At 74.6% G+C, this 19410-nt stretch carries 15 protein-coding genes; 9 read left to right on the top strand and 6 right to left on the bottom strand.

Going from position 1 to position 19410, the window contains the following annotated elements; genetic code table 11:
- The first annotated feature begins 141 nt into the window (after window positions 1-141).
- From JT723_RS28660 to JT723_RS28680, 5 genes are all read left to right on the top strand, one after another.
- Window positions 142-747, top strand: coding sequence for an ArsR/SmtB family transcription factor (locus JT723_RS28660; protein WP_205047733.1), 606 nt, complete (start codon window positions 142-144; stop codon window positions 745-747).
- Window positions 744-2102 (top strand): MFS transporter, encoded by a 1359-nt coding sequence (locus JT723_RS28665; protein ID WP_205047734.1) that lies wholly within the window; start codon window positions 744-746, stop codon window positions 2100-2102. The genes JT723_RS28660 and JT723_RS28665 overlap by 4 nt, the downstream gene beginning before the upstream one ends.
- Before the next feature lie 62 nt (window positions 2103-2164).
- The gene (locus JT723_RS28670) at window positions 2165-3565 is read left to right on the top strand and encodes a choice-of-anchor A family protein (protein WP_205047735.1); all 1401 of its coding nucleotides are present in this window, start codon (window positions 2165-2167) and stop codon (window positions 3563-3565) included.
- A 103-nt stretch (window positions 3566-3668) separates the two neighbouring features.
- On the top strand, window positions 3669-4787 hold the full coding sequence (locus tag JT723_RS28675; RefSeq protein WP_205047823.1) for a MerR family transcriptional regulator: 1119 nt from the start codon (window positions 3669-3671) through the stop codon (window positions 4785-4787).
- Entirely contained in the window at window positions 4784-6169 is a 1386-nt protein-coding gene (locus JT723_RS28680) for an MFS transporter (RefSeq protein ID WP_240166338.1), read from the top strand. The genes JT723_RS28675 and JT723_RS28680 overlap by 4 nt, the downstream gene beginning before the upstream one ends.
- On the opposite strand, the gene JT723_RS28685 is transcribed toward JT723_RS28680, so the two are convergent.
- The 3 genes from JT723_RS28685 to JT723_RS28695 all read right to left on the bottom strand — a co-directional run bounded on the left by JT723_RS28685 (window position 6150) and on the right by JT723_RS28695 (window position 11690).
- A complete protein-coding gene (locus tag JT723_RS28685) occupies window positions 6150-6530 on the bottom strand; it encodes a VOC family protein (protein WP_251513192.1) in 381 nt (126 codons plus the stop codon). The genes JT723_RS28680 and JT723_RS28685 overlap by 20 nt on opposite strands.
- 41 nt (window positions 6531-6571) lie before the next feature.
- Window positions 6572-7918 (bottom strand): FAD-dependent monooxygenase, encoded by a 1347-nt coding sequence (locus JT723_RS28690; protein ID WP_205047736.1) that lies wholly within the window; start codon window positions 7916-7918, stop codon window positions 6572-6574.
- 232 nt (window positions 7919-8150) lie between these two features.
- Window positions 8151-11690, bottom strand: coding sequence for a phosphodiester glycosidase family protein (locus JT723_RS28695; RefSeq protein WP_205047737.1), 3540 nt, complete (start codon window positions 11688-11690; stop codon window positions 8151-8153).
- A 355-nt stretch (window positions 11691-12045) separates the two neighbouring features.
- Between JT723_RS28695 and JT723_RS28700 the strand changes: the two genes are divergently transcribed.
- Genes JT723_RS28700 through JT723_RS28710 form a run of 3 tightly spaced genes read left to right on the top strand, consistent with a single transcriptional unit; the run spans window position 12046 to window position 15152 of the window.
- Window positions 12046-13422, top strand: a complete 1377-nt coding sequence (locus JT723_RS28700; protein ID WP_205047738.1) for a serine/threonine-protein kinase — start codon at window positions 12046-12048, stop codon at window positions 13420-13422.
- Window positions 13415-14023 (top strand): effector-associated constant component EACC1, encoded by a 609-nt coding sequence (locus tag JT723_RS28705; protein WP_205047841.1) that lies wholly within the window; start codon window positions 13415-13417, stop codon window positions 14021-14023. Before JT723_RS28700 ends, JT723_RS28705 begins: the two co-directional genes overlap by 8 nt.
- A complete protein-coding gene (locus JT723_RS28710) occupies window positions 14007-15152 on the top strand; it encodes a caspase, EACC1-associated type (RefSeq protein WP_240166339.1) in 1146 nt (381 codons plus the stop codon). The genes JT723_RS28705 and JT723_RS28710 overlap by 17 nt, the downstream gene beginning before the upstream one ends.
- Before the next feature lie 34 nt (window positions 15153-15186).
- Here the strand turns inward: JT723_RS28710 and JT723_RS28715 are convergent, their stop codons facing one another.
- Window positions 15187-15636, bottom strand: coding sequence for a carboxymuconolactone decarboxylase family protein (locus JT723_RS28715; RefSeq protein WP_205047740.1), 450 nt, complete (start codon window positions 15634-15636; stop codon window positions 15187-15189).
- An 83-nt stretch (window positions 15637-15719) separates the two neighbouring features.
- Here JT723_RS28715 and JT723_RS28720 point away from each other — a divergent pair, with 83 nt between their 5' ends.
- Window positions 15720-16640: a sigma-70 family RNA polymerase sigma factor gene (locus tag JT723_RS28720; RefSeq protein WP_205047741.1), complete on the top strand. Its 921-nt coding sequence runs from the start codon at window positions 15720-15722 to the stop codon at window positions 16638-16640.
- Window positions 16641-16754: 114 nt separating this feature from the next.
- Here JT723_RS28720 and JT723_RS28725 read toward each other — a convergent pair whose 3' ends face one another.
- Both JT723_RS28725 and JT723_RS28730 read right to left on the bottom strand, forming a co-directional pair.
- Window positions 16755-17888 carry a Rieske 2Fe-2S domain-containing protein gene (locus JT723_RS28725; protein ID WP_205047742.1) on the bottom strand — a complete coding sequence of 378 codons (1134 nt, stop codon included), beginning with the start codon at window positions 17886-17888 and terminating at the stop codon, window positions 16755-16757.
- 114 nt (window positions 17889-18002) lie between these two features.
- Window positions 18003-19094 (bottom strand): pectinesterase family protein, encoded by a 1092-nt coding sequence (locus JT723_RS28730; protein ID WP_205047743.1) that lies wholly within the window; start codon window positions 19092-19094, stop codon window positions 18003-18005.
- Between the last annotated feature and the right edge of the window lie 316 nt (window positions 19095-19410).

The raw sequence follows: 19410 nt of genomic DNA on the forward strand, positions 1-19410 counted from the left end.
CCACTCCACGGCGCCGCACCACCCGGCCGCGCTGTCCGCCTCCCCCGGCCTGCGGGCGGTGCGGGCGGACTGACCGCACATGCAGAGGATCATCTGCAGAGAGTCCTATGCAGAGATTTCTCTGCAAGATAGGCTGCCGGTATGTCCCACGACTCCGGCAGCACCCAGCAGACCCCCGCGCCCACCCGGCGGCTCGACGCGCGCAGCCTGCGCGGCCTCGCACACCCGCTGCGGATGAGCATCTTCGAACTGCTGAGCCTGGACGGACCCGCCACCGCCACGGGCCTGGCTCAGCGGCTCGGCGAGAACACCGGCACCGTCAGCTGGCACCTGCGCCACCTCGCAGAACACGGCTTCATCGAGGAGGAGACCGGGCGGGGCACCAAACGCGAGCGCTGGTGGCGCCGGGTCGGCGTCACCAACGAGCTGAACACCGCCGACTTCCGCGACGACCCCGACAGCCGGGGCGCCCTTTCGGTGTATCTGCACGAGCTGCTGCAGCTGTACTTCAGCCGTGTGGTGACGTACGTCGGGGAGGACTGGGACGACCGCTGGCGCAGCGCGGGCACCATCGCGGACTGGCGCGACCTGCGGCTGACACCTGAGCAACTGGCCGCGCTCAACGCCGAACTGACGGACGTCGTCGCCCGGCACACCCCGCCGCCGGGCGCCGAGCCGGGTCCTGACGCCCGCCCGGTCGTCGTGCAGCTGCAGTCCTTCCCCCGCAAGGCGCGGGAGACCGGATGAGCCGGGTCGCGGGCCGTGGGCTGCTGCGGCGCCACCGCGACTTCCGGCTGCTGTGGTACGGCGAGACGGCGGGCAAGTTCGGTGCGTCGGTCACCGGGGTGGCGATGCCGCTGGCCGCCGTCGCCACCCTGCACGCCGGCACCTTCGAGGTCGGCCTGCTCAGCGCCGCCGCCTGGGCGCCCTGGCTGCTGATCGGGCTGCCGGCCGGCGTCTGGGTGGACCGGATGCGGCGCAGGCCGGTGATGCTGGCCGCCGCCGCGGTGTCCCTGCTGCTCTACGCGGCCCTGCCGGTCGCCGCGTGGGCGGGGCGGCTCAGCATCGGGCTGCTGCTGGCCGTCGCACTGCTGGCGGGTACGGCCGCGGTCTTCTTCCAGACCGCCTACAGCGCCTACCTGCCGGGCGTACTGGCGCCGGAGGACCAGGCGGAGGGCAATGCCAAGCTGCACGGCAGCGCGTCCGCGGCGCAGATCGCCGGGCTCGGCACCGGCGGCCTGATCGCGCAGGCGGCGGGCGCGGTCAGCGGGATGGCCGCCAACGCCGGGACCTTCCTGGTCTCGCTGCTGTGCCTGGCGCGCATCCGCCACCGCGAGCCGCCCGCCCCCAGGGCCGAGCGCCCGCGCCACGCCCTGGCACGCGAGGTCGCGGAGGGGCTGCGGCTGATCGCGCACGACCCGTGGCTGCGGACGCTGACGCTCTTCGGGGCCGCCTCCAACCTGGCACTGATGGGGTACCAGTCGATCCAGGTGGTGTTCCTGGTGCGCACCGTCGGGCTGGCCCCCGGTACGGTCGGCGTCCTGGTCGCGGCGACCGGTGCCGGCGGGGTCGCCGGGGCCTTCGCCGCCCGCCGGGTGGCCGGCCGGATCGGTACGGCCCGCGCGACGCTGGTCTTCGAACTCGGCCTTGCGACGCCCGCGGTGCTCATGGCGCTGACCACCGGCGGGGCCGGTGTCCTGCTCTTCGTGGCCGGCGGCTCCAGCGTGGCGGCGGGCGTCGTGGCGGGCAACGTCGTCAAGGCGGGCTTCCAGCAGCGCTACTGCCCGCCGGAGCTGTTCGGACGGCTCACCGCGAGCACCGCCTTCGTCAGTTACGGGACCGTCCCGCTCGGCGCGCTGCTGGGCGGTGCGCTGGGCACCGCACTGGGACTGCGCAGCGCCATGGCGGTCACCACGGCGGGGGTGCCGCTGGCCGCACTGGTCCTGCTCTGCTCCCCGGTCCGCGGCCGCCGGGACCTTCCCGTGTTCTCCGGAGCCCGGGGTGATGTCCCGGGCGCGGACGAACTCGGCTGCCCCACCGGGGTTGTTGACCGTCGAAGCACCCCTCGACCCGGCGGGGCGAGCTGCCGCCGATCGGGTTGAACCGGCCCCCTGGTACCTCTGTCAGGACGAACAGTGGACAAAAGGTCCCTATTGTCCGCTTCATGCGTATTCCATCACTTGCTCCGGCGCTCGTCTGCGCCTCAGGGCTGGCCGTCGCCTGCCTGGCGGCCCTGCCGTCGGCCGGGACCGCGGCCGCCGCACCCCGGGCGATCGGCAACCCGGTGGCCGGCAACCACGGCTTCGGCACCATCGTCGAGAACAACGCGCTGCTGGGCAGCACCGAGACCGAGGGGACCGTCGCGCTGGGCGGCGACCTCACCTTCGGCCCCGGCTACAACGTGGCCATCCACACGGCCGGGACCTTCGTCGACGACGGCGACGCCAACCCGACCGCCCTGCTGGTCGGCGGCCGGGTCGACATGGCGGGCAGCTCACCGGTGGGCGTGCTGCGCGTGGAGAACAACGGCTACGTCAAGATCGGCGACCCGACGGGGGTGACGCCCCTGGACCGGGACGCCAACGGCGCCGCGGTCAACACCCGCGTGGTCGCCGCGGGTTCCGGCTACGACTCCACCCCGCGCATCGAGCTGACCACCGACCAGCCCCCCGCGTCGGTCGCCCCCCGACCCGGACTGATCGACTTCACCTCGCTGTTCGCCACCTACCGCAGCCGCGCCGCCGACATGGCCGCCTGCGCGGCGAACGTCACGCTCGACGACGCCCAGGGCAACCCCCTCGACCCGCAGACCGGCTTCCCCGACGGCACCCAGGCGTACGTCACCCTCACACCCGGCGAGACCAACGTCCTGCACATCTCCGGGGAGGACCTCAACCGGCTGTCCGTGCTGACGTTCAGGAACCAGCCGAGTGCGAACACGCCCTTCGTCGTCGTGGTGGACACGACCGCCACGGGCGGCACCGACGCATGGGACAGCGTCCAGCTCGCCGGGGTCAGCGGCCCGCAGGCTCCGTACATGCTGTGGGACTTCCCGGACGCCGAGAACATCACCATGGAGTCGGGCGACAGCCTTGAGGGCACGGTCTACGCCCCCGGTGCGGACTTCACCGACCGCGACGCCTCCAACATCGAGGGCGACATCGTGGTGCGCTCCCTGCAGGCCGGTCCGCGGCTGGCCGGCGGGGACTACGTGAACGCCGGCGAGATCCACAACTTCCCCTTCGCGGGCACCATCGACTGCGCGGCGTCACCGACCACCCCGCCCACCACACCGCCGACGACCGAGCCGACGACACCGCCCACGACGCCGCCGACGACGCCGCCGACGACGCCGCCGACGACACCTCCGACGACACCGCCCACCTCCCCGCCGACGACCGCCCCCACCACGCCGCCGACTCCACCCACGCCGCCGACTCCGCCGACGCCTCCCACGCCTCCCACGGCACCGCCGACCACACCCCCCACTCCTTCGCCTTCGCCGACCACCTGCCCGCCCACCGACAAGCCCACCGACAAGCCCACCGCCACGCCCACCTGGTGACCGCGCGCCGCGGCGCCCGCCCTTGACCTTCCCCCTGGGGGAAGCGGCAGCCTTGCCCGCACCCGGCCGCGGTGGCCGGGTGCGAGGAGGAGCCGTGCGGCAACTGCTGACGATCGGGGCGTTCGCGCGGGCCGTCCGGCTCTCGCCCAAGGCGCTGCGCCACTACGACGAGCTGGGCCTGCTGCGGCCGGCCGTGGTGGACGGCGACTCCGGCTACCGCTACTACGACCCCGGCCAGGTGGAGCAGGCCCGGCTGATCGCGTGGCTGCGGCGGGTGGGCATGCCGCTCGCGCGCATCCGCCGGGTGTGCGGGCTCCCCGCCGCGCAGGCGGCGGAGGAGATCGCCGACTTCTGGCGGCAGGTGCAGGCGGAGACCGCGGCACGCGGGCAGTTGGCCACCTTCCTGGTCGACTACCTGACGGGCAGCGGCAGTTCGGTGGACGCCGCCCCCGCCGTGCTGGGCATCCGGTACGCCGCCAGGTCGGAGTCCGGGCTGCTGCGCACCAGCAACGAGGACACCGCGTACGCCGGACCCCGGCTGCTCGCGGTGGCCGACGGGGTCCGCGGCGCCGCGGGCGACCGGGCGAGCGCGGCTGCCGTGGCCGCGCTCCGGCCGCTGGAGGCGCTGCCCGTACCGGCCGCCGACCTGCTCGGCGCGCTCGCCGACGCGGTCAGAGCGGCGGACCTGACGATCGCGGAGATCGCCGCCTCGACGGCCGCGGGTGCCGCGGCCACGACACTGACCGCCCTGCTGTGGTCGGGCTCCCAGCTCGCACTGGTGCACATCGGCGACACCCGGGCGTATCTGCTGCGCGGCGGCGAGCTCTTCCGTATCACCCATGACCACACCTATGTGCAGTCGCTGGTGGACGCGGGCCGGCTGACCCCCGAGGAGGCCGCCTCCCACCCCCAGCGGGCGCTGCTGGTACGGGCGTTGTCCGGCACCGGCACGGCCAGCCCCGACCTGTCGCTGCACGCGGCGGCCCCCGGCGACCGCTACCTGCTGTGCTCCGACGGGCTGTCCACGGTCGTCCCCGACACCGCGCTGCGCGACCTCCTGGCGGGCACCGAAAGCCCGCGCCACACCCTCGACGCGCTCCTCGCCCGCGCGTACGCGGCCGGAGCGCCGGACAACATCGCCTGCGCGGTCGCCGAGGTGGTCGCACTGGACGCTCCCCCCGAGCCGGACGCCGCCGGCGTCGGCGCGGGTCCGCACGCATGACGGCGCCCGAGCGGGCGAGCGCTCCCCGCGCGGGTGGGCGGCCGCACGACGGGGCCGGCGGACGGTCGGCGTTCAGGGCGGCGGCGGCCTTCACCGTGGACCGGCGGCCGCTGGGCGTGCCGGCCTACCGGCGGCTGTGGGTGGCGTCCGCGGTGGGGGCGGTGGGCGGGTCGTTCAGTGTCGTCGCGATCCCGACGCAGCTCTTCACCGTGACCGGGTCGTCCGCGGTCGTGGGGCTCGCGGCTGCGGTGTCGCTCGCCGCGCTCGTCGTGGCCGCGCTGTGGGCGGGGGCCGTCGCCGATGTGCGCGACCGCCGCAAGGTGCTGCTGGCCGCGCACTGCGGGCTGGCGGTGACATACGCGGGGCTGTGGACGCAGGCGGTGCTCGGCGGACGCTGCGTGCCCGCCCTGCTGGCGCTGGTGGCGTGCCAGGGGGTGTCCTTCGGGGCGGTCATGACGACGATGGGCGCCGCGGTGCCGCGCCTGGTCCCGGCCGCGCTGCTGCCCGCGGCGAGCAGTCTCAGCTCGCTGGTCCGCTACGCCGGGTCGATCCTGGGGCCGGTCCTCGCCGGGGTGCTGATCCCCGTGACGGGGCTCGGAACGCTGTATCTCTTCGACGCCGCGGCGCTGCTCGCCGTGCTGTGGGCCGTCCTCAGGCTGCCGCCGCTACCGCCGCCGCTCCCGGCGGGTACCGACGCCCGGGCCGCGCAGGCCCGTTCGGTGCCCGGGCAGGTGGCGGACGGCTTCCGGTGCCTCGCCGCGAGCCGCCTGCTCGTGGCGGTGCTCGCGGTGGACCTGGCCGCGATGGCCTTCGGGATGCCCGTCGCGCTCTTCCCCGAGCTGGCCCAGCGCACCTACGGCGGCACGGCGGGCGGCGGCCCCGCTCTCGGGCTGCTCTACGCGGCCTACCCGGCGGGGGTGTTCGCGGTCGGGCTGGTCTCGGGCACCTTCACCCGCGCCCGCAGGCACGGTGCCGTGCTCGCGGCGGCGGCAGCCGCGTGGGGCGCGTGCGTGGTGCTGCTGGGGCTCGCGCCCGTCCTGTGGCTCGCGGTGGCCGCACTGGCGCTCGGCGGCGCCGTGAACTTCGTGCTGAGCACCTTCCGCAACGCCCTCACGCAGTCGCTCACCGACGACGCGCTGCGCGGGCGCGTCCAGGGGTCGCTGACGGTCGTCACGATCGGCGGGCCGCAGATCGGCAACCTGCTGCACGGTGCGGCCGGTTCCGCCTTCGGCCCGCGCCCGGTGATCTGCGCCGGCGGGCTGCTCACGGTGCTGGCCGTGGGTGCGGTCGTCCGCTCGGTGCCGGAGCTGCACCGGTACGCGGCGGGTACGGCACCGGCGCCGGCGCCCGGGACGGCGGGCGTCAGGCGGCGCGTGCCCTGACGATGCAGAAGGGGTGACCCGCCGGGTCGGTCATGACCCGGTATCGCGCCTCGTCCGGCTGGTAGCCGGGCTTGCCCGCGCCCAGCGCCAGCAGGCGGGACTCGGCCTCGTCGAGGTCGGCGACGGCGAAGTCCAGGTGGGACTGCTGGGGGACGGTCTGGTCGGGCCACTGCGGCGGGCGGTAGTCCTCGACCCGCTGGAAGCCGAGGAAGAGGCCGTCCGGCCGGGTGAGGCCCTCGAAGTCGGCGTCGGACTGCGGGTGCGGCTCGTAACCGGTGGCCTCGCGGTAGAAGGCGGCGAGGGCCACCGGGTCGGCGCAGTCGAGGGTGATCGCCGTCAACGTCAACAGCGGCTGCTGCACCGCGCCTCCCCGCCGGTCGGTGGGCCTGTCCGACGCCCACCCTACTGACGGCGGCGGGTGGCGCGTACCGCGACCCGCGGCGTCAGCAGCGTCTCGGGGCGGCGGTTGAGCGACAGGACCGCGAAGAAGGCGGCGGAGGCGACCGGATCGGTGTTGGCGGCGGCCAGCACCCGCGCCAGGTAGTCCTGCTGGATCCTGCCGAGCGCGCCTGGCCTGGGGCCGTCGGTGCTCGCATAGCGGCAGTCCTCGCCGGTGGCGATCATCCAGGCCGCCTTGACGCAGCGCGCCACCGCCCGCTGCGTCTCACGTGCCCGCTCGGCGATCTCCGCCGGTTCGCGGCCCGCGACCTGGGCACCGATGGCCTGGGCCTGGAGTGCGGCGACCGTCATGCCGTGCCCGTAGACGGGGTTGAAGCGGCACAGCGCGTCCCCGGTCACCACCAGGCCGCGCGGCCAGCGCTTGGCGCGTTCGAAGTGCGTCCACTCGTTGGCCGTGGCGCGGAAGGCGACGGCGTCCGAGAGCGGTTCCGCGCCGTCGAGCGCGTCGGACAGCTCCGCCGAGCGCAGCGACGAGGCGAAGTCGAGCCAGGCCGCCTCCTCCACGGGCGGCTGGTGCTCGCCCTGCCCGATCAGGGTGACCAGCCACCTGTCGCCGTCGATGGGCACGATCACCCCGCCGCGCGGCACCTCGGTGTTGCCCTGCAGGTACATGGCCCGCCAGGTGCCGCCCGCCGCGGGGCGCCGGTAGTAGCGGGAGGAGTAGCCGAGGTGCGCGTCGATGCGCTCGGGTTCCGGCACCGCATAGCCGAGCCGCAGCAGCCACTCCGCCGTACGGGAGCCGCGCCCGGTGGCGACGACCGCCAGCGCCGACGGCAGCGTCATCTCCCGGCCGCCGCCGCCGCGTTCGCGCAGCCGCACCCCGCCCACCGCGCCCTCGCCGGGGGCCGCGGCGAAGCCGGTCGCCTCGTGGCGGGCCAGCAGGGTGATCCCCGGCCTGCGGAGGATCCGCTGCCGCAGCGTCGACTCCAGCACCTCGCGGGACACCGACAGGTAGCGGGTGCCCGGCACACCGGCGAACCAGCCCGCGGGCGAGAGCCATCGCATCTGCGCGGGCGCGTCGATGACGGCGGCCCCCGCCGCTTCGAGCTGCGCGCCGACCCCGGGCAGCAGCTCCTCCAGGGCTTGCATGCCGCGCGACCAGAGGATGTGCACATGCCGGGACTGCGGTACGCCGGCGCGGAACTGCGCCGTGCCTTCCGCCCCTTCGGCGACCGCGTCCCGCTCGACCACCGTGACCTGCTCGAACCGCGCGGCCAGCGCATGGGCCGCGAGCAGCCCCGACACTCCGGCCCCGACGACCACCGCATGGCCCGTCTCCTCGACCGCCACCGCCTGCCCCCTTCTCCGATGGCCCCCGGTGACTGGTCGTGACCCCGGGTGACGTCACTCCGTATCATCCGGTATACGGTGAGTGAGCAACAGGGCGTACATTTCCGGGCGTTACGTACGCCGGTGTGAGCCGTACACGGCGGGGCGCGCGCCGGGCAGCGCGGAGGGCGGGCACGCCGCACGTGCCCGCCCTCCGCCCGGCCGCCACCGGGGGTCACCCGGTGGCGGCGGTTCAGCCGATCCGTATCGTCCTGGACGCCGTGACCGGTCCGAGCGAGTCGGCGCCGGTGTAGGGGCGCATCGAGTCGTTCGTCACCGACACGGTCACCGTGCCGCGGCGCAGCGCCGTGAGCGTCCCGGTCCGCGGGTCGAGGATCGCGACCTTGCCCCTGTGGCGGGCGTCCGCGACCGCCTGCTTGCCGCTGCCGACGGCCAGGCCGGACGAGCCGCCCCAGTCGACCGACATCGGGTAGCGCAGCGGCACCACCCGGGTGCCGGCCGAGACGCCCTCGGGCTGCACGATGCTGCCGGACAGCACGGCGGTGCCGCCGACCCGCAGCGCCTCGGGCGCATCCAGCGTGACGGACTGCGCGAAGGCGCGCACGTCGCCCTCCAGCCACTGCTGGCCGGCGCCGCGCGCCGAGTCCACCGACCAGTCGACCCAGCCGGTGAAGCCGCCCCGGTCAGGGGTGCCGTAGGGGTCCTTGCCGGACGAGGGCAGCACCACGTAGGGGACGCCCTCCACGCGGTGCACGTCGGCGATCTGGGCGTGCGAGCCGACCATCGCGGCGCCCTTGCCCGTGGAGTTCCTGAAGTCGGTGAGCATGTTCTCGACCAGCGCGGCCTCGTCGCGGTCGCCGAGCTGGCTGGACTTGGTGTCGGCCGGGTCGTCCACCGGGTGGTGGGCGAAGACCAGCACGTTGTGCACCGACGGGTCCTTCCTGGCGTCGGCGAGCGCCTGCTGCATCATCGGCAGCTGGTCCCAGGCGGTGCCGCGCAGCGTGCCGAGCGAGCTGGCGAGCAGGATGAAGCGGGTGCCCTTGTGGTCAAAAGTCCGGTAGGGCTGCCCGAACTGGGCGGTGAAGTTCGTCAGGTCGGACTGGACGTTGTTCAGCCCGTACGACTCGTGGTTGCCCGGCACGTAGTAGCAGGGGATCGACCCGGCCCTGGGGTCGGGCGTGCTGTTCTCCGCCGGCTCCTGGCCGACCGGGACGAGGTCGCACCCGGCGTCGGTGAGCACCTGGCGGGCCAGCGCCAGGTCCTGCGGCAGGCCGCGGTCGGTGATGTCGCCGTTGAGGACCAGCAGGTCGGGGTGGGTGGTGCGGATCCGCGCGATGGCGGCCGTCGCGACCTGCGAGAGCGCCGGGTTGTCCGCGGTGAACTGCACGTCGGACAGCGTCGCGAACTGCCAGCTGCTGCGGCCCTGCGGCAGCGAGCCGTCGTCGGACACCAGCGGGTCGGCCGTCGGGGGACCCTGCACCGGCAGGTCGACGGGCGTGGGGATGTCGGCCTCGATGCGGTCCAGGACGAAGGTGCCCGCCTTCTGCTGGGCGACACTGGTGTTGATGCCCTGGAAGCTGGAGACGGCGATCGGGAAGGCGGTGTTGGCCGGCAGCGTGAAGGTGGCGTACTGCCAGTCCGCGCTGGGCGTCAGGCCGGTGCCGTAGACGCCGTTGCCCTTGCCGTTGGCGTCGGTGTAGCCGATGTAGGTCAGGCCGCTGGGCACGCTGATGCTCGACTTGAGCCGCATCCGCAGCCGCAGCGGCTGGCCGGGCACCTCGACGCGCTGGGCGGCGGACGCCGCGGCGATGCCGACGTTGCGCATCGCGTTGAAGTCGATCCGCAGGCCGTCGGGGTCGGCGGAGAAGGTGGTGGCCGCGGTGCTGTTGTTGTGCCAGCGGGCCAGCACGTCGTCGCCGAAGTCGTAGACGGTCCGGGTCTGCACCCCGATGGTGATCGGGAGCTGGACGGATCTGCCGCCGGCCTTCACGGTGAGCAGGGTGCTCGCCGCGGCCAGCGGGGTGATCTTCAGCTTGCCGCCCACCGGCTGGATGTCGACCGCCGCGTGGTCGTAGTCGAGCGAGAGGTCGCGCGGGTCGACGGGCGCGGTGTAGCCCTGCGCGTCGCGGCCGGTCACCGAGACGGTGGCCGCGTCCTCGGGTGTCGCGTCGGCGATCGACAGCAGCTTGGAGGACAGCTCGAGGGACGCGACCGGGCCGAGCACCGCGACCTTCTGCCCGGCGTCCTCGCGGCCCACCCGCGCCTCGACGGTGATCGGGCCGTGCGCCTTGGCGGGGGCGGTGAGCGTACCGTCCTTGACCGAGGCGCCGCGGGCCGACCAGTGCACCGACTTCGCCGTGACCGCGACCGGCGTCTGGTGGTCGTCGACGCCCTTGGCGACCAGTGCGCGGCGCAGCCCGGGGAAGACCTTCACGCCGCCGTCGGCGGAGGCGGCGCCGGGCGCGGGCCCGACCAGGAGCTGGTGCAGTCTGCCGTCGCCCTTGGTGACGAAGACGCCGACGCCGTTGGGGTCATTGCGCTCGTGGCCGTCCGAGGGGACGTTGCGTACGGTCGCACTGTCGTCGCCGAGGGCGCGGGCGACCATCGTGGTGGAGCCGCCGCCGTCGAGGTTGACCGCGGTCTGCACGCCCATCGCGGCCAGGTCGCGGGCCTCCTTGTCGATGCCGACGCCGCCCTTTCCGGTGCCGCCCGGGCCGTCCCAGGTGGCGAGCACGAGCGTCCTGCCGCCGTTCTTGAAGCCCAGCGCGGTACGCGGCGCGATCGAGGTGTCGAGCCCGCCGACGGGCTTGCCGCCGGTCACGACGGTGCCGCCGTGGCCGAGGGCGAACTTCATGGTCTTGGCAGCGTTGTCAGCCAGCGAGTAGCCGAGCGAGGCCGGGTCGCCGGGCTGCAGCGTACGGATCGCGGCAGCGGCGGCGCCGCGGCCGACCAGGACGAACCCGCCGTCGGGGACGGCGCCCGCGCCCGCGGGGCCGCTGGGCGTCACCGAGACGACCTTGCCGCCGACGACCAGGACCTCGGCGACCTGGTCGGCGGCCACGCCGTTCAGGCCGGTGTTGCGGCTGTAGGTGCCCCACGCGGGGGTGAAGGCGACCAGGCCGTCCGCGGGGACGCCGCCGCCGTTGGCCGCGTTGAGGGAGAGGACCTTGTGCTGTGCGCCGCCGAAGGTCGCGCTGGTGTCGACGGTGAGGTCGACGAGCTGGGCGACTCCGTCGGAGCTGACGCCGACGTGCTGCCGGTTGCCCGCGATGTCGGCGGACTTGACCAGCTGCCCGTCCCTGACCTCGCCGCCGAGCGCCGCGTTGGAGTTGCCGATGTCGAAGAAGTCGCCGTTGACGGCCGCCACGGCGCCCGCCTTGTTCGCGGCTTCGCTGAGCGGGCCGCCGGACGCGGCGGGACCGGACGTCAGCAGGTCGGTGCCGACCGCGTGGTCGGCCAGGTCCACGGTCAGGAACTGGGCGTCGTACCAGCCCTTCTGGTCCAGCGCCTTGACGTGCTGCAGGCTGATCCCCGGGCCGGTCTGCTCGACCGTGTTGATCAGCGGGATGCCGCCGGTGACCGGCGCGGGTGCTCCGGTGGAGACGGGTGTGCCCGCGCCGGGCTGGTGCGCGTGGGCGGCTCCGCCGGCCTTCTGGGCGGGAGTTGCGGTGTCGGCGTACGCGGCGGCCGGTCCGGCCGCCACGACGGCCGTGGCGGCGAGCACCGCGAGCAGTGGCTTCACACGCCGGCCGTCGATGACCCTCAGTCTCATGCGAACCTCAGGTTGGTTAAGGACACGGAGGCGGACGCCCCCGCTGCCCCCGGTTCCTCCAGGGGTGCGCACCGATCCAAAGGACCTGCCGAGGAGCGCGGATGACGCCACCGCGAGCAGGTGGTGAACCCTGGCGGAAGGAGCGGTGGTCGATCCGCGGATGTGCTGCGGGGCCGCCCCCGATGGCTGATACTCCGTCACCACTGACCGGGCGCTCCACCGGCGGACTGCTGACATTGCGTCAACTCACAGCGGATCAGGCCGTCCACGGCCGCCGGGAGGCACGGGCGGATAAGATCGTGGGGCGCGAAGGGCAGTCGGGCGGCACGGGCGCGGACGGGGACCGGGAGGGCGGATGGCGGCGGAAGGACGGCTGCTGGCCGACCGCTACCGGCTGCTGCGGCGGCTCGGCTCCGGCGGCAGCAGCAACGTCCACGAGGCGGAGGACCTGGCCCTCGACCGACGCGTCGCCGTCAAGCTGCTGGCCGGCGGCTCCGACCCCGCCGACGCCGTGGCAGCCGAGCGCTTCCGGCGCGAGGCGGCGACGCTGGCCCGGATCAGCTCCCCTTACGTGGTCGCCGTCCTCGACGCGGGCGCGGACGCCGGCACCCCCTTCGTGGTGATGGAACTGCTCGACGGCGTCGAACTCGACGCCCTGGTCGGCACCCACGGCGCGCTGCCGCCCGAGGTGGCCGAGGCGGTCGCGGCCAGCGTCTGCGCGGGACTTGCCGCCGTCCACGAGGCGGGCGTGGTCCACCGCGACGTGAAACCGTCCAACGTCATGATCACCCGGGCGGGCCGGGTCGTGCTGCAGGACTTCGGGCTGGCCCGCGCCGTCGACAACTCCCCCGTCACAGAACTGGGCGAGGTCGTCGGCACCCCGCGCTACCTGCCGCCCGAGACGCTGCGCGGCGCCTCGCCCCGGCCCGCCGCCGACCTCTACGGGCTCGGCACCTGCCTCTACACCATGCTCAGCGGGCGGCACCCCTTCGCCGGGGAGGAGGAGATCGCCCCGATCATCCTCCAGGTCGTCGACACCGGCCTGCCCCGGCTGACCGGCACACCGGGCGTACCGCCGCGGCTGGCCGCACTGGCCGACGCGCTCACCGAGCGGGACGCCGACCTGCGCCCGGCGAGCGCCGTCGAGGTGCTGGGCCGGCTGGCGACCACCGTCTCGGCCGAGCCGGTACGCCGGCTGCGCTCGCTGGTGGCCGACTGCATACGCGACCAGGCGCTCGCCACCGTCCACCGGCCGGCAGCGGAAGCCGCGGCGGACCCGGAGGGCGGCACCCTCACCATCCCGCGCCCCGCGCCGGGCGGCGGCAGGGAGCGCCCGGAGAACATCGCGGGCCTGCACACCACAGCCGTGCCCACCCAGGTGTCCTGGCCCACGACGTCCGCCGACGGCCTGCCCGGCGGCCACCCGGTGGGGCTGAGCAGCAGCACCCAGCAGATGGTGATGAGCGGCATGACCGAGGCCAAGGCCACCTCGCGGCTGCGCGAGGCGGTCACCCTGGTGCACCGTGGCGACCTCCAGGAGGCGGTGCGCATCCTCGGCACCCTGGCCAGGGTCTGCCCCATCTCCCTGGGGACGGCCCACCCCACGACACTGGCCGCGCAGTTCTGGCAGGCGATGTGCCTGTCCCGGGAGGGAGCGGGCGGGGAGGCCGTCGTGCTGTTCTCCGCGGTGAGCGAGCGCTGCGAGGCGGAGAGGAACAGCGGGCGTGGATGAGACGGGCACGGCCGGCGGCGCCCTTGCCGCCGCCGGTGAGGTGGAGGTGGTCCTCACCCCCGCGGACCCGGCGGCCCCGGGGACGGCGGAGGACGACCTGCGGTCGCTGCTGCGCTGGCTGCGTGCGGACGAGACGCTGACGGGCCTGTCCGCCGGCCGGATACGGGACGGCGAGCCCCCGCAGCCGGGCGCCATGGGCCTGGCCTTCGACGTCCTGCAGCTGACGATCGGCTCCGGGCTGTCCGCGGGTGCGCTGGCCGTCTCCGTCGCGCAGTGGCGGGACGCGCGGCGCCGCCCGCCGGGCATCACGCTGCGGCGGGGGCGGACGACCGTCGAGATCCCCGCGACCGGGCCGGTCGACGTGGCCGCGCTGGCCCGAGCGCTGCAGGTGCTCGGGGCGCAGCCGGCCGACGTGCCGCTGCCGGCCGCGGCGCCGGCTGCGGCCGCACCTGCGGCGGCACCTGTGCGGGCCGCCGCTGCCGTACCGCCGATGCCCGCCCGGCCGCCCCTGCCCGCGCAGGAGCCGGCGCCCGTACCGGAACCGGCGCGGGCAGCGAACGTACGCACCGGGGAAGCGGCGGGTGATGGAACGCCTTCCTGATCCGATGGGATCGCGGGCCGTCCTCATCGGCACCGCGGCCTACCGCCAGCTGGAGCAGCTGCCCGCCGTCACCGCCAACCTGCGGGACCTGGCGCAGGCGCTGGGCGACCCCATGCTGTGGGGCCTGCCCGACCGGCACTGCGTCGTGGTGACCGATCCGCAGGACTCCTCCGCGCTGCTCGACCCCGTACAGAGTGCGGGCGAGGACGCCGAGGACACGCTGCTCGTCTACTACGCGGGGCACGGCCTGCGGGACGCCGACTCGTCCGACCTCTACCTCGCGCTGACCGGGTCGCGCGCCAACACCGGCTACACGGCGGTGGGTTACCAGCACCTGCGGGCCGTGGTCCGGCAGTCCCGCGCCCGGCGCAAGATCATCGTGCTGGACTGCTGCTTCAGCGGGCGGGCCGCGAAGGCGCTGACCGGCGGCATCATCGACGAGGCCGCGGTCGACGGCGCCTACGTGCTGGCCGCCTCGCCGCGGGACCGGGTGGCGCTGGCCCCCGACGGCGAGATGCACACCGCCTTCACCGGTGAGCTGCTGGACATCCTGCGGGCCGGCATCGCCGACGGCCCCGAGCTGATCGACCTGGAGACGATCTACCAGGAGCTGGACGCGCGGCTGCGGGCCAAGAACCGGCCCCGGCCGCAGCGGCACCAGGAGAACAACACCGGGCGGCTGCCGCTGGTCCGCAACCGTGCCGCGACCGCGGAGCCGCTGCCTGCCGGTCCCGTGCTGCGCGAGGAGGTGCGCGCCGCGATGCTCGGCGCGGGGCTGTCGCTGGCCCGCATGCTGCGCTCGGCCGGCCGCAGCAGGGACGCGCTGCCGGTGCTCCGCCTCGTCCTCCAGGAGGGCACCCCCGAGCCGGGCGCGCACAACTTCGCGGTGCAGCTCGAACTGGCCGAGCTGCTGGCCGACACCGGGCAGAGCCGGGAGGCAGTCGAGGTGCTGGAGCAGGCGTTCCTGCAGACCCGCAAGTCCTTCGGCCCCGAGGCGGTGCTGGTCTGCCGCCGGCTGGCCGACCTGCTCCAGGAGGCCGGCAACCACATCCAGGCCTGCGAGGTGCTCAAGCACGCCCTCGACCTGATGGAGGTCGGCTCGGCGGTGGCAGCCGAGAGCCCGGAGTAGCCCCCCCGCGGCGGGGCTGCTCCGGGCGGCGGGCTCACCAGGTCCTGCCCGCCTGCTCGCCGATCGTGCGGTTGATCCGGTTGAAGAAGTTGGTCGTCGCGATCTCCAGGGTGATCGCGGACAGCTGCTCGGGCGTGAAGTGCGCGGCGGCCTCCTCCCATATCGCGTCGGTCACGCCGTCCGCGCCGTCCTGGAGGCGGGTGGCGGCCTCGGTCAGCGCGAGGGCGGCCCGCTCCTGGTCGGTGTAGAAGGGCGTGTCGCGCCACGCGGCCACGTGGTGCACCCGCTCGTCGCTCTCCCCGTGCTTCTTCGCCGCGGTGACGGCGGAGAAGACGCAGGGGCTGCAGCCGTTGATCTGGCTGGCCCGCAGATGGACCAGCGAGAGCAGCCCCGGTGCCACTCCCCCGGCGCCGATCGCCTTGTGCAGGTGCTGGATCGCGGTGATCAGGTCGGGGTGGGGGGTTCCCTTGGTACGTACGGGCATCGGCTCTGCTCCTCGGGTCGTTACCTGCGGCGCTCCTGCGCCGTCATCCCCCATGACGGGGCGGAACGCAGGAAGGTAACTCCATGGCCGACGACAGCAGCCCGCAGGACCCGGCGTCCGGGGACCGGGTGGCCGACGCGTTCGAGTCGCAGCGCGACCGGCTGCGCTCGGTCGCCTACCGCATGCTCGGTTCGCACGCCGACGCCGAGGACGTGGTGCAGGAGGCCTGGCTGCGGCTGTCCCGGCAGGACCCGGCGGCCATCGGCAACCTCGCCGGCTGGCTGACCACGGTGGTCGGCAGGATCAGCCTCGACGTGCTGCGCTCGCGCAGGAGCCGCCCCGACGTGTCCTACGACGTCCGGCTGCCCGAGCTGGCCGAGACCCCGGGCGGCGGTACGGAGCCCGCGGAGGACGCGGCGCTCGCCGAGTCGGTGGGGTTGGCCCTGCTCGTGGTGCTGGACACGCTCGGGCCGAGCGAGCGGCTGGCGTTCGTGCTGCACGACCTTTTCGCGGTGCCCTTCGACGAGGTCGGGCCGATCCTCGGGAAGTCCACCGCCGCCGCCAAGATGCTCGCCAGCCGCGCCCGCAGGAAGGTGCAGGAGAACCGGCCGCCCGCGGGCGCGGGGCGGGAGCAGCGCGAGGTCGTCACCGCCTTCCTTGCCGCGGCCCGGCACGGCGACTTCGAGGGGCTGCTGCGGCTGCTGGACCCCGACGTGCGGCTGACGGTGGACTCCCCCGGCGGCGTGGCGGTGACGCTGGGCGCGACAGCGGTGGCCCGCGGCGCGAAGCTGTCCGCGGGCGCGGCAGGCGGCGGCCGGGAGGTGCTGGTCGACGGCCGGCCCGGGGTCGTCTCCTGGCGCGCCGACGGCACACCGCTCGCGGTGCTGGCCTTCACCGTGGCCGCGGGGCGGATCACCGAGATGACGGTGGTGACGAACCCGCAGAGCCTGGAGCGGCTGGCACTGCTCGACCCGCCGCGCCCCGAGCCCGGCGCGGACGCCTGACGGCCGGGGCGCGCCGCTGGTCTCGGCCTTCGTGGTGCTCGCCCTGGGCGCCGGGCTGATCGCCCGGCAGGCGTCCGTCGTCCTGAGCTGACCGCCGCCCGGCCGCCGGCGGGCTCAGCCGCAGGGCCGGGCGCAGGGCGAGAGGGGGACGCCGTTGCTGCGCAGCACCTCGCGGACGTCCAGGATCAGCGGGAAGACCTCATGGTTGCGGTCCTCGCCCTGCTCGTCCCAGGCGCGCTGCTCGGCCTCGACGGCCATCCGGTCCTCGGCGAACACCCGCTCGGTGAAGCGCCGGATGAGCGGCCACGCCAGATGGACGGCGCCCGGCACCCGCGGCTTCTCGATCATCAGCAGGCCGTAGACGTGGCAGGTCCGCTGCTCGGCGTCCTCCGGCACGTAGGCGACCCACAGCGAGAAGACCGGGTGGTCGGACTTCTCCGGGACCAGCGTGAGCGTCTGGTAGGGGTACTCGGTGCGGATCGTCATCACGTCGGCGCTGTCGGAGCCGCCGATGCCCTCGGCCGCGAGCAGGCCCGCGCCGCGGTTGCGCCGGCCGCCGCCGTGCGTGAACAGGTAGCGGGCCTCGACCGACCGGGCGTCCGCCTCGTAGCCGAGCAGCTTCGGCTGCAGCCGGCCGACCACACCCCGGTGCAGGAACTGGTGGTTCATGTCGAGCAGGTTCTCGTGCATGAAGGAGTAGTGGCAGCGCACCGTCCGGGAGTACGTCATGGTGCGGTGCCGCGCCGAGCCGTACTCCGGGAGTACGGGCAGCGCGGTTGCCTCCGCCTTCGCCGGGTCGCCGGGGAAGACGAACACCAGGCCGTACGCCTCCCTGACCGGGAAGGCGCGTACTCCGCGCGGCGGACGGCCCACCCCCTTGGGGAGGTAGGGGATCTGCGAGATCCGGCCGTCGCCGCGGTAGGCCCAGGCGTGGTAGCAGCAGCGCAGGGCGTCGCCTTCGACCACTCCCATGCTCAGCGGGACCTGGCGGTGCGCGCACCGGTCCTCCAGCGCGTGGACGGCGCCGCTCGCACCCCGGTAGAGCGCCATGCGCTCGCCGCCGAAGACCGCGGCCACCGGCTTTCCCCGCACCTGCGACGACAGCGCGACCGGATACCAGTGGTCCGGGTGAGCGCCGACCCGGCGCAGGTCGGGGAGGCCGCCGGGGCGCGGCTGGGCCGTCGGGGCGGACCCGGGGTCCGGCGCCGCGATACCGGCAGGTCCGCCCGGGGACGTGGTCTCGGTCATCGGTGCTCCCTCGGTCACGCCCCCATCGTGCCGGGACCCGGTCGCCCCGGCCCGCCCGGCGGGTCCGCACGGGTGACGGGGGGGCGGGTCCGTTCCCGCCGGATCGCGATCCGGTCAGCGGCCGCGCCAGGGCGCCCAGCCGTCGGCGCCCGCCAGGTACGCCTCGGGGGTGGCCGACCGGGCCTCCTGCCGGGTCAGTTGGGGGCGGGCGGCCGGGTCGGTCACGTGTGCGCCGGGGCCGCTGTTGGCGTACTCCCGGAAGCGCATGCTCTGCCAGGGGAAGTCGGCGGACATGTTTGCGTACGGCTGCGCCGCGTCGATTCCCGGGCCGAGCCAGGTGTCGCGCACGGTCAGCATCGGCACCGCGGTGGTGTCGGAGCTGGGCACCCAGGGGCGGGCCAGTTTGTACGCGGCGTCCGGGGCGCCGCTGGTGACGCGGCATCCGGTCGCGAGGAAGCCGTGCGGGTCGGGGGCGGTGGTGCTCGGCGCGAAGACGAAGCCGTAGGGCGGCGCGGCCAGGTCCGTGCGGTCCAGGGTGTGGAGGCGGCAGTGGTCGAAGACGGCGGTGGCGCGGCCGAAGACGAAGTCGACGTCGCCCTCGGCGTAGCAGTCCCGGTAGTACTGCCGGGCGAAGACGTCCACGGCGAGGGTGTCGGCGTACAGCGTGTCCTGGTGGCCGAGGAAGCGGCAGTGGTGGAAGGCGGAGCGGTCGCCCTGCACCTTGATCGCGACCGCCTGGGTGCCGGTGACACCGGGGTGGTCGGCGCGCAGCCAGTCGTTGGCGAAGGTGACGTGGCGGGCGGTGAAGTCCGCGGCCTGGGTCGTGACGGTGGCGGAGCCCGAGGTGCCGTAGGTGCCGCCGGTGGGTTTGGGGGTGCCGTTGGCGCGGTCGAGGACGATGACGGCGTCGCACGGGTCGCCCGTCGCACCGAGCAGGGTCAGGCCCTGGGCCGCCGCGGGGACGACGACGGCCTCCCGGTAGGTGCCGGGCGCGAGCACGATCGTCGCGCCCGGGCCTGGCACGGCGTCCACGGCGTCCTGCACGGAGGTGAAGTCGCCCCGCCCGTCGGGTGACACGTAAAGAGCACGGCTTCCGAGACGCCCCGCACTGGCGCGGGCCCGGGGCGCGCCGGCGGCCCCCAGCCCCAGGGCGGCGGCCGCACCGGCGGCGCCTGCGGTGAGAACGTCTCTGCGCGTGGGGGCCATGGGTGCACTCCTGGAGGGGGTCGTGGTGCGCCGGTGGCGCGGCTCCGATCGTTCCGCAGTATGAACAGGATCCAACTCCTTGCACAACCGTCGTGCGCCCACCACTCCGGAAAGTAAGCCTTTACCATCCTCGTGAGACGAACCTCCAGGGTCGCTCACGACGATCTGTCGATGCGCTTCACCACCGGCCGCCGCCGTACCGCCACCGGCCTGTGCGGGTGTCATGCGCCCTTTCCCCTACCGATGAATGGGGATTTGGCCGACCATCCACGAACCTTGTGAAAACTGTTGCCCGCGTGGCGGGCGTGTCCTACGG

This window comes from Actinacidiphila bryophytorum (assembly GCF_016916835.1).
Taxonomy (GTDB): Bacteria; Actinomycetota; Actinomycetes; order Streptomycetales; family Streptomycetaceae; genus Actinacidiphila; species Actinacidiphila bryophytorum.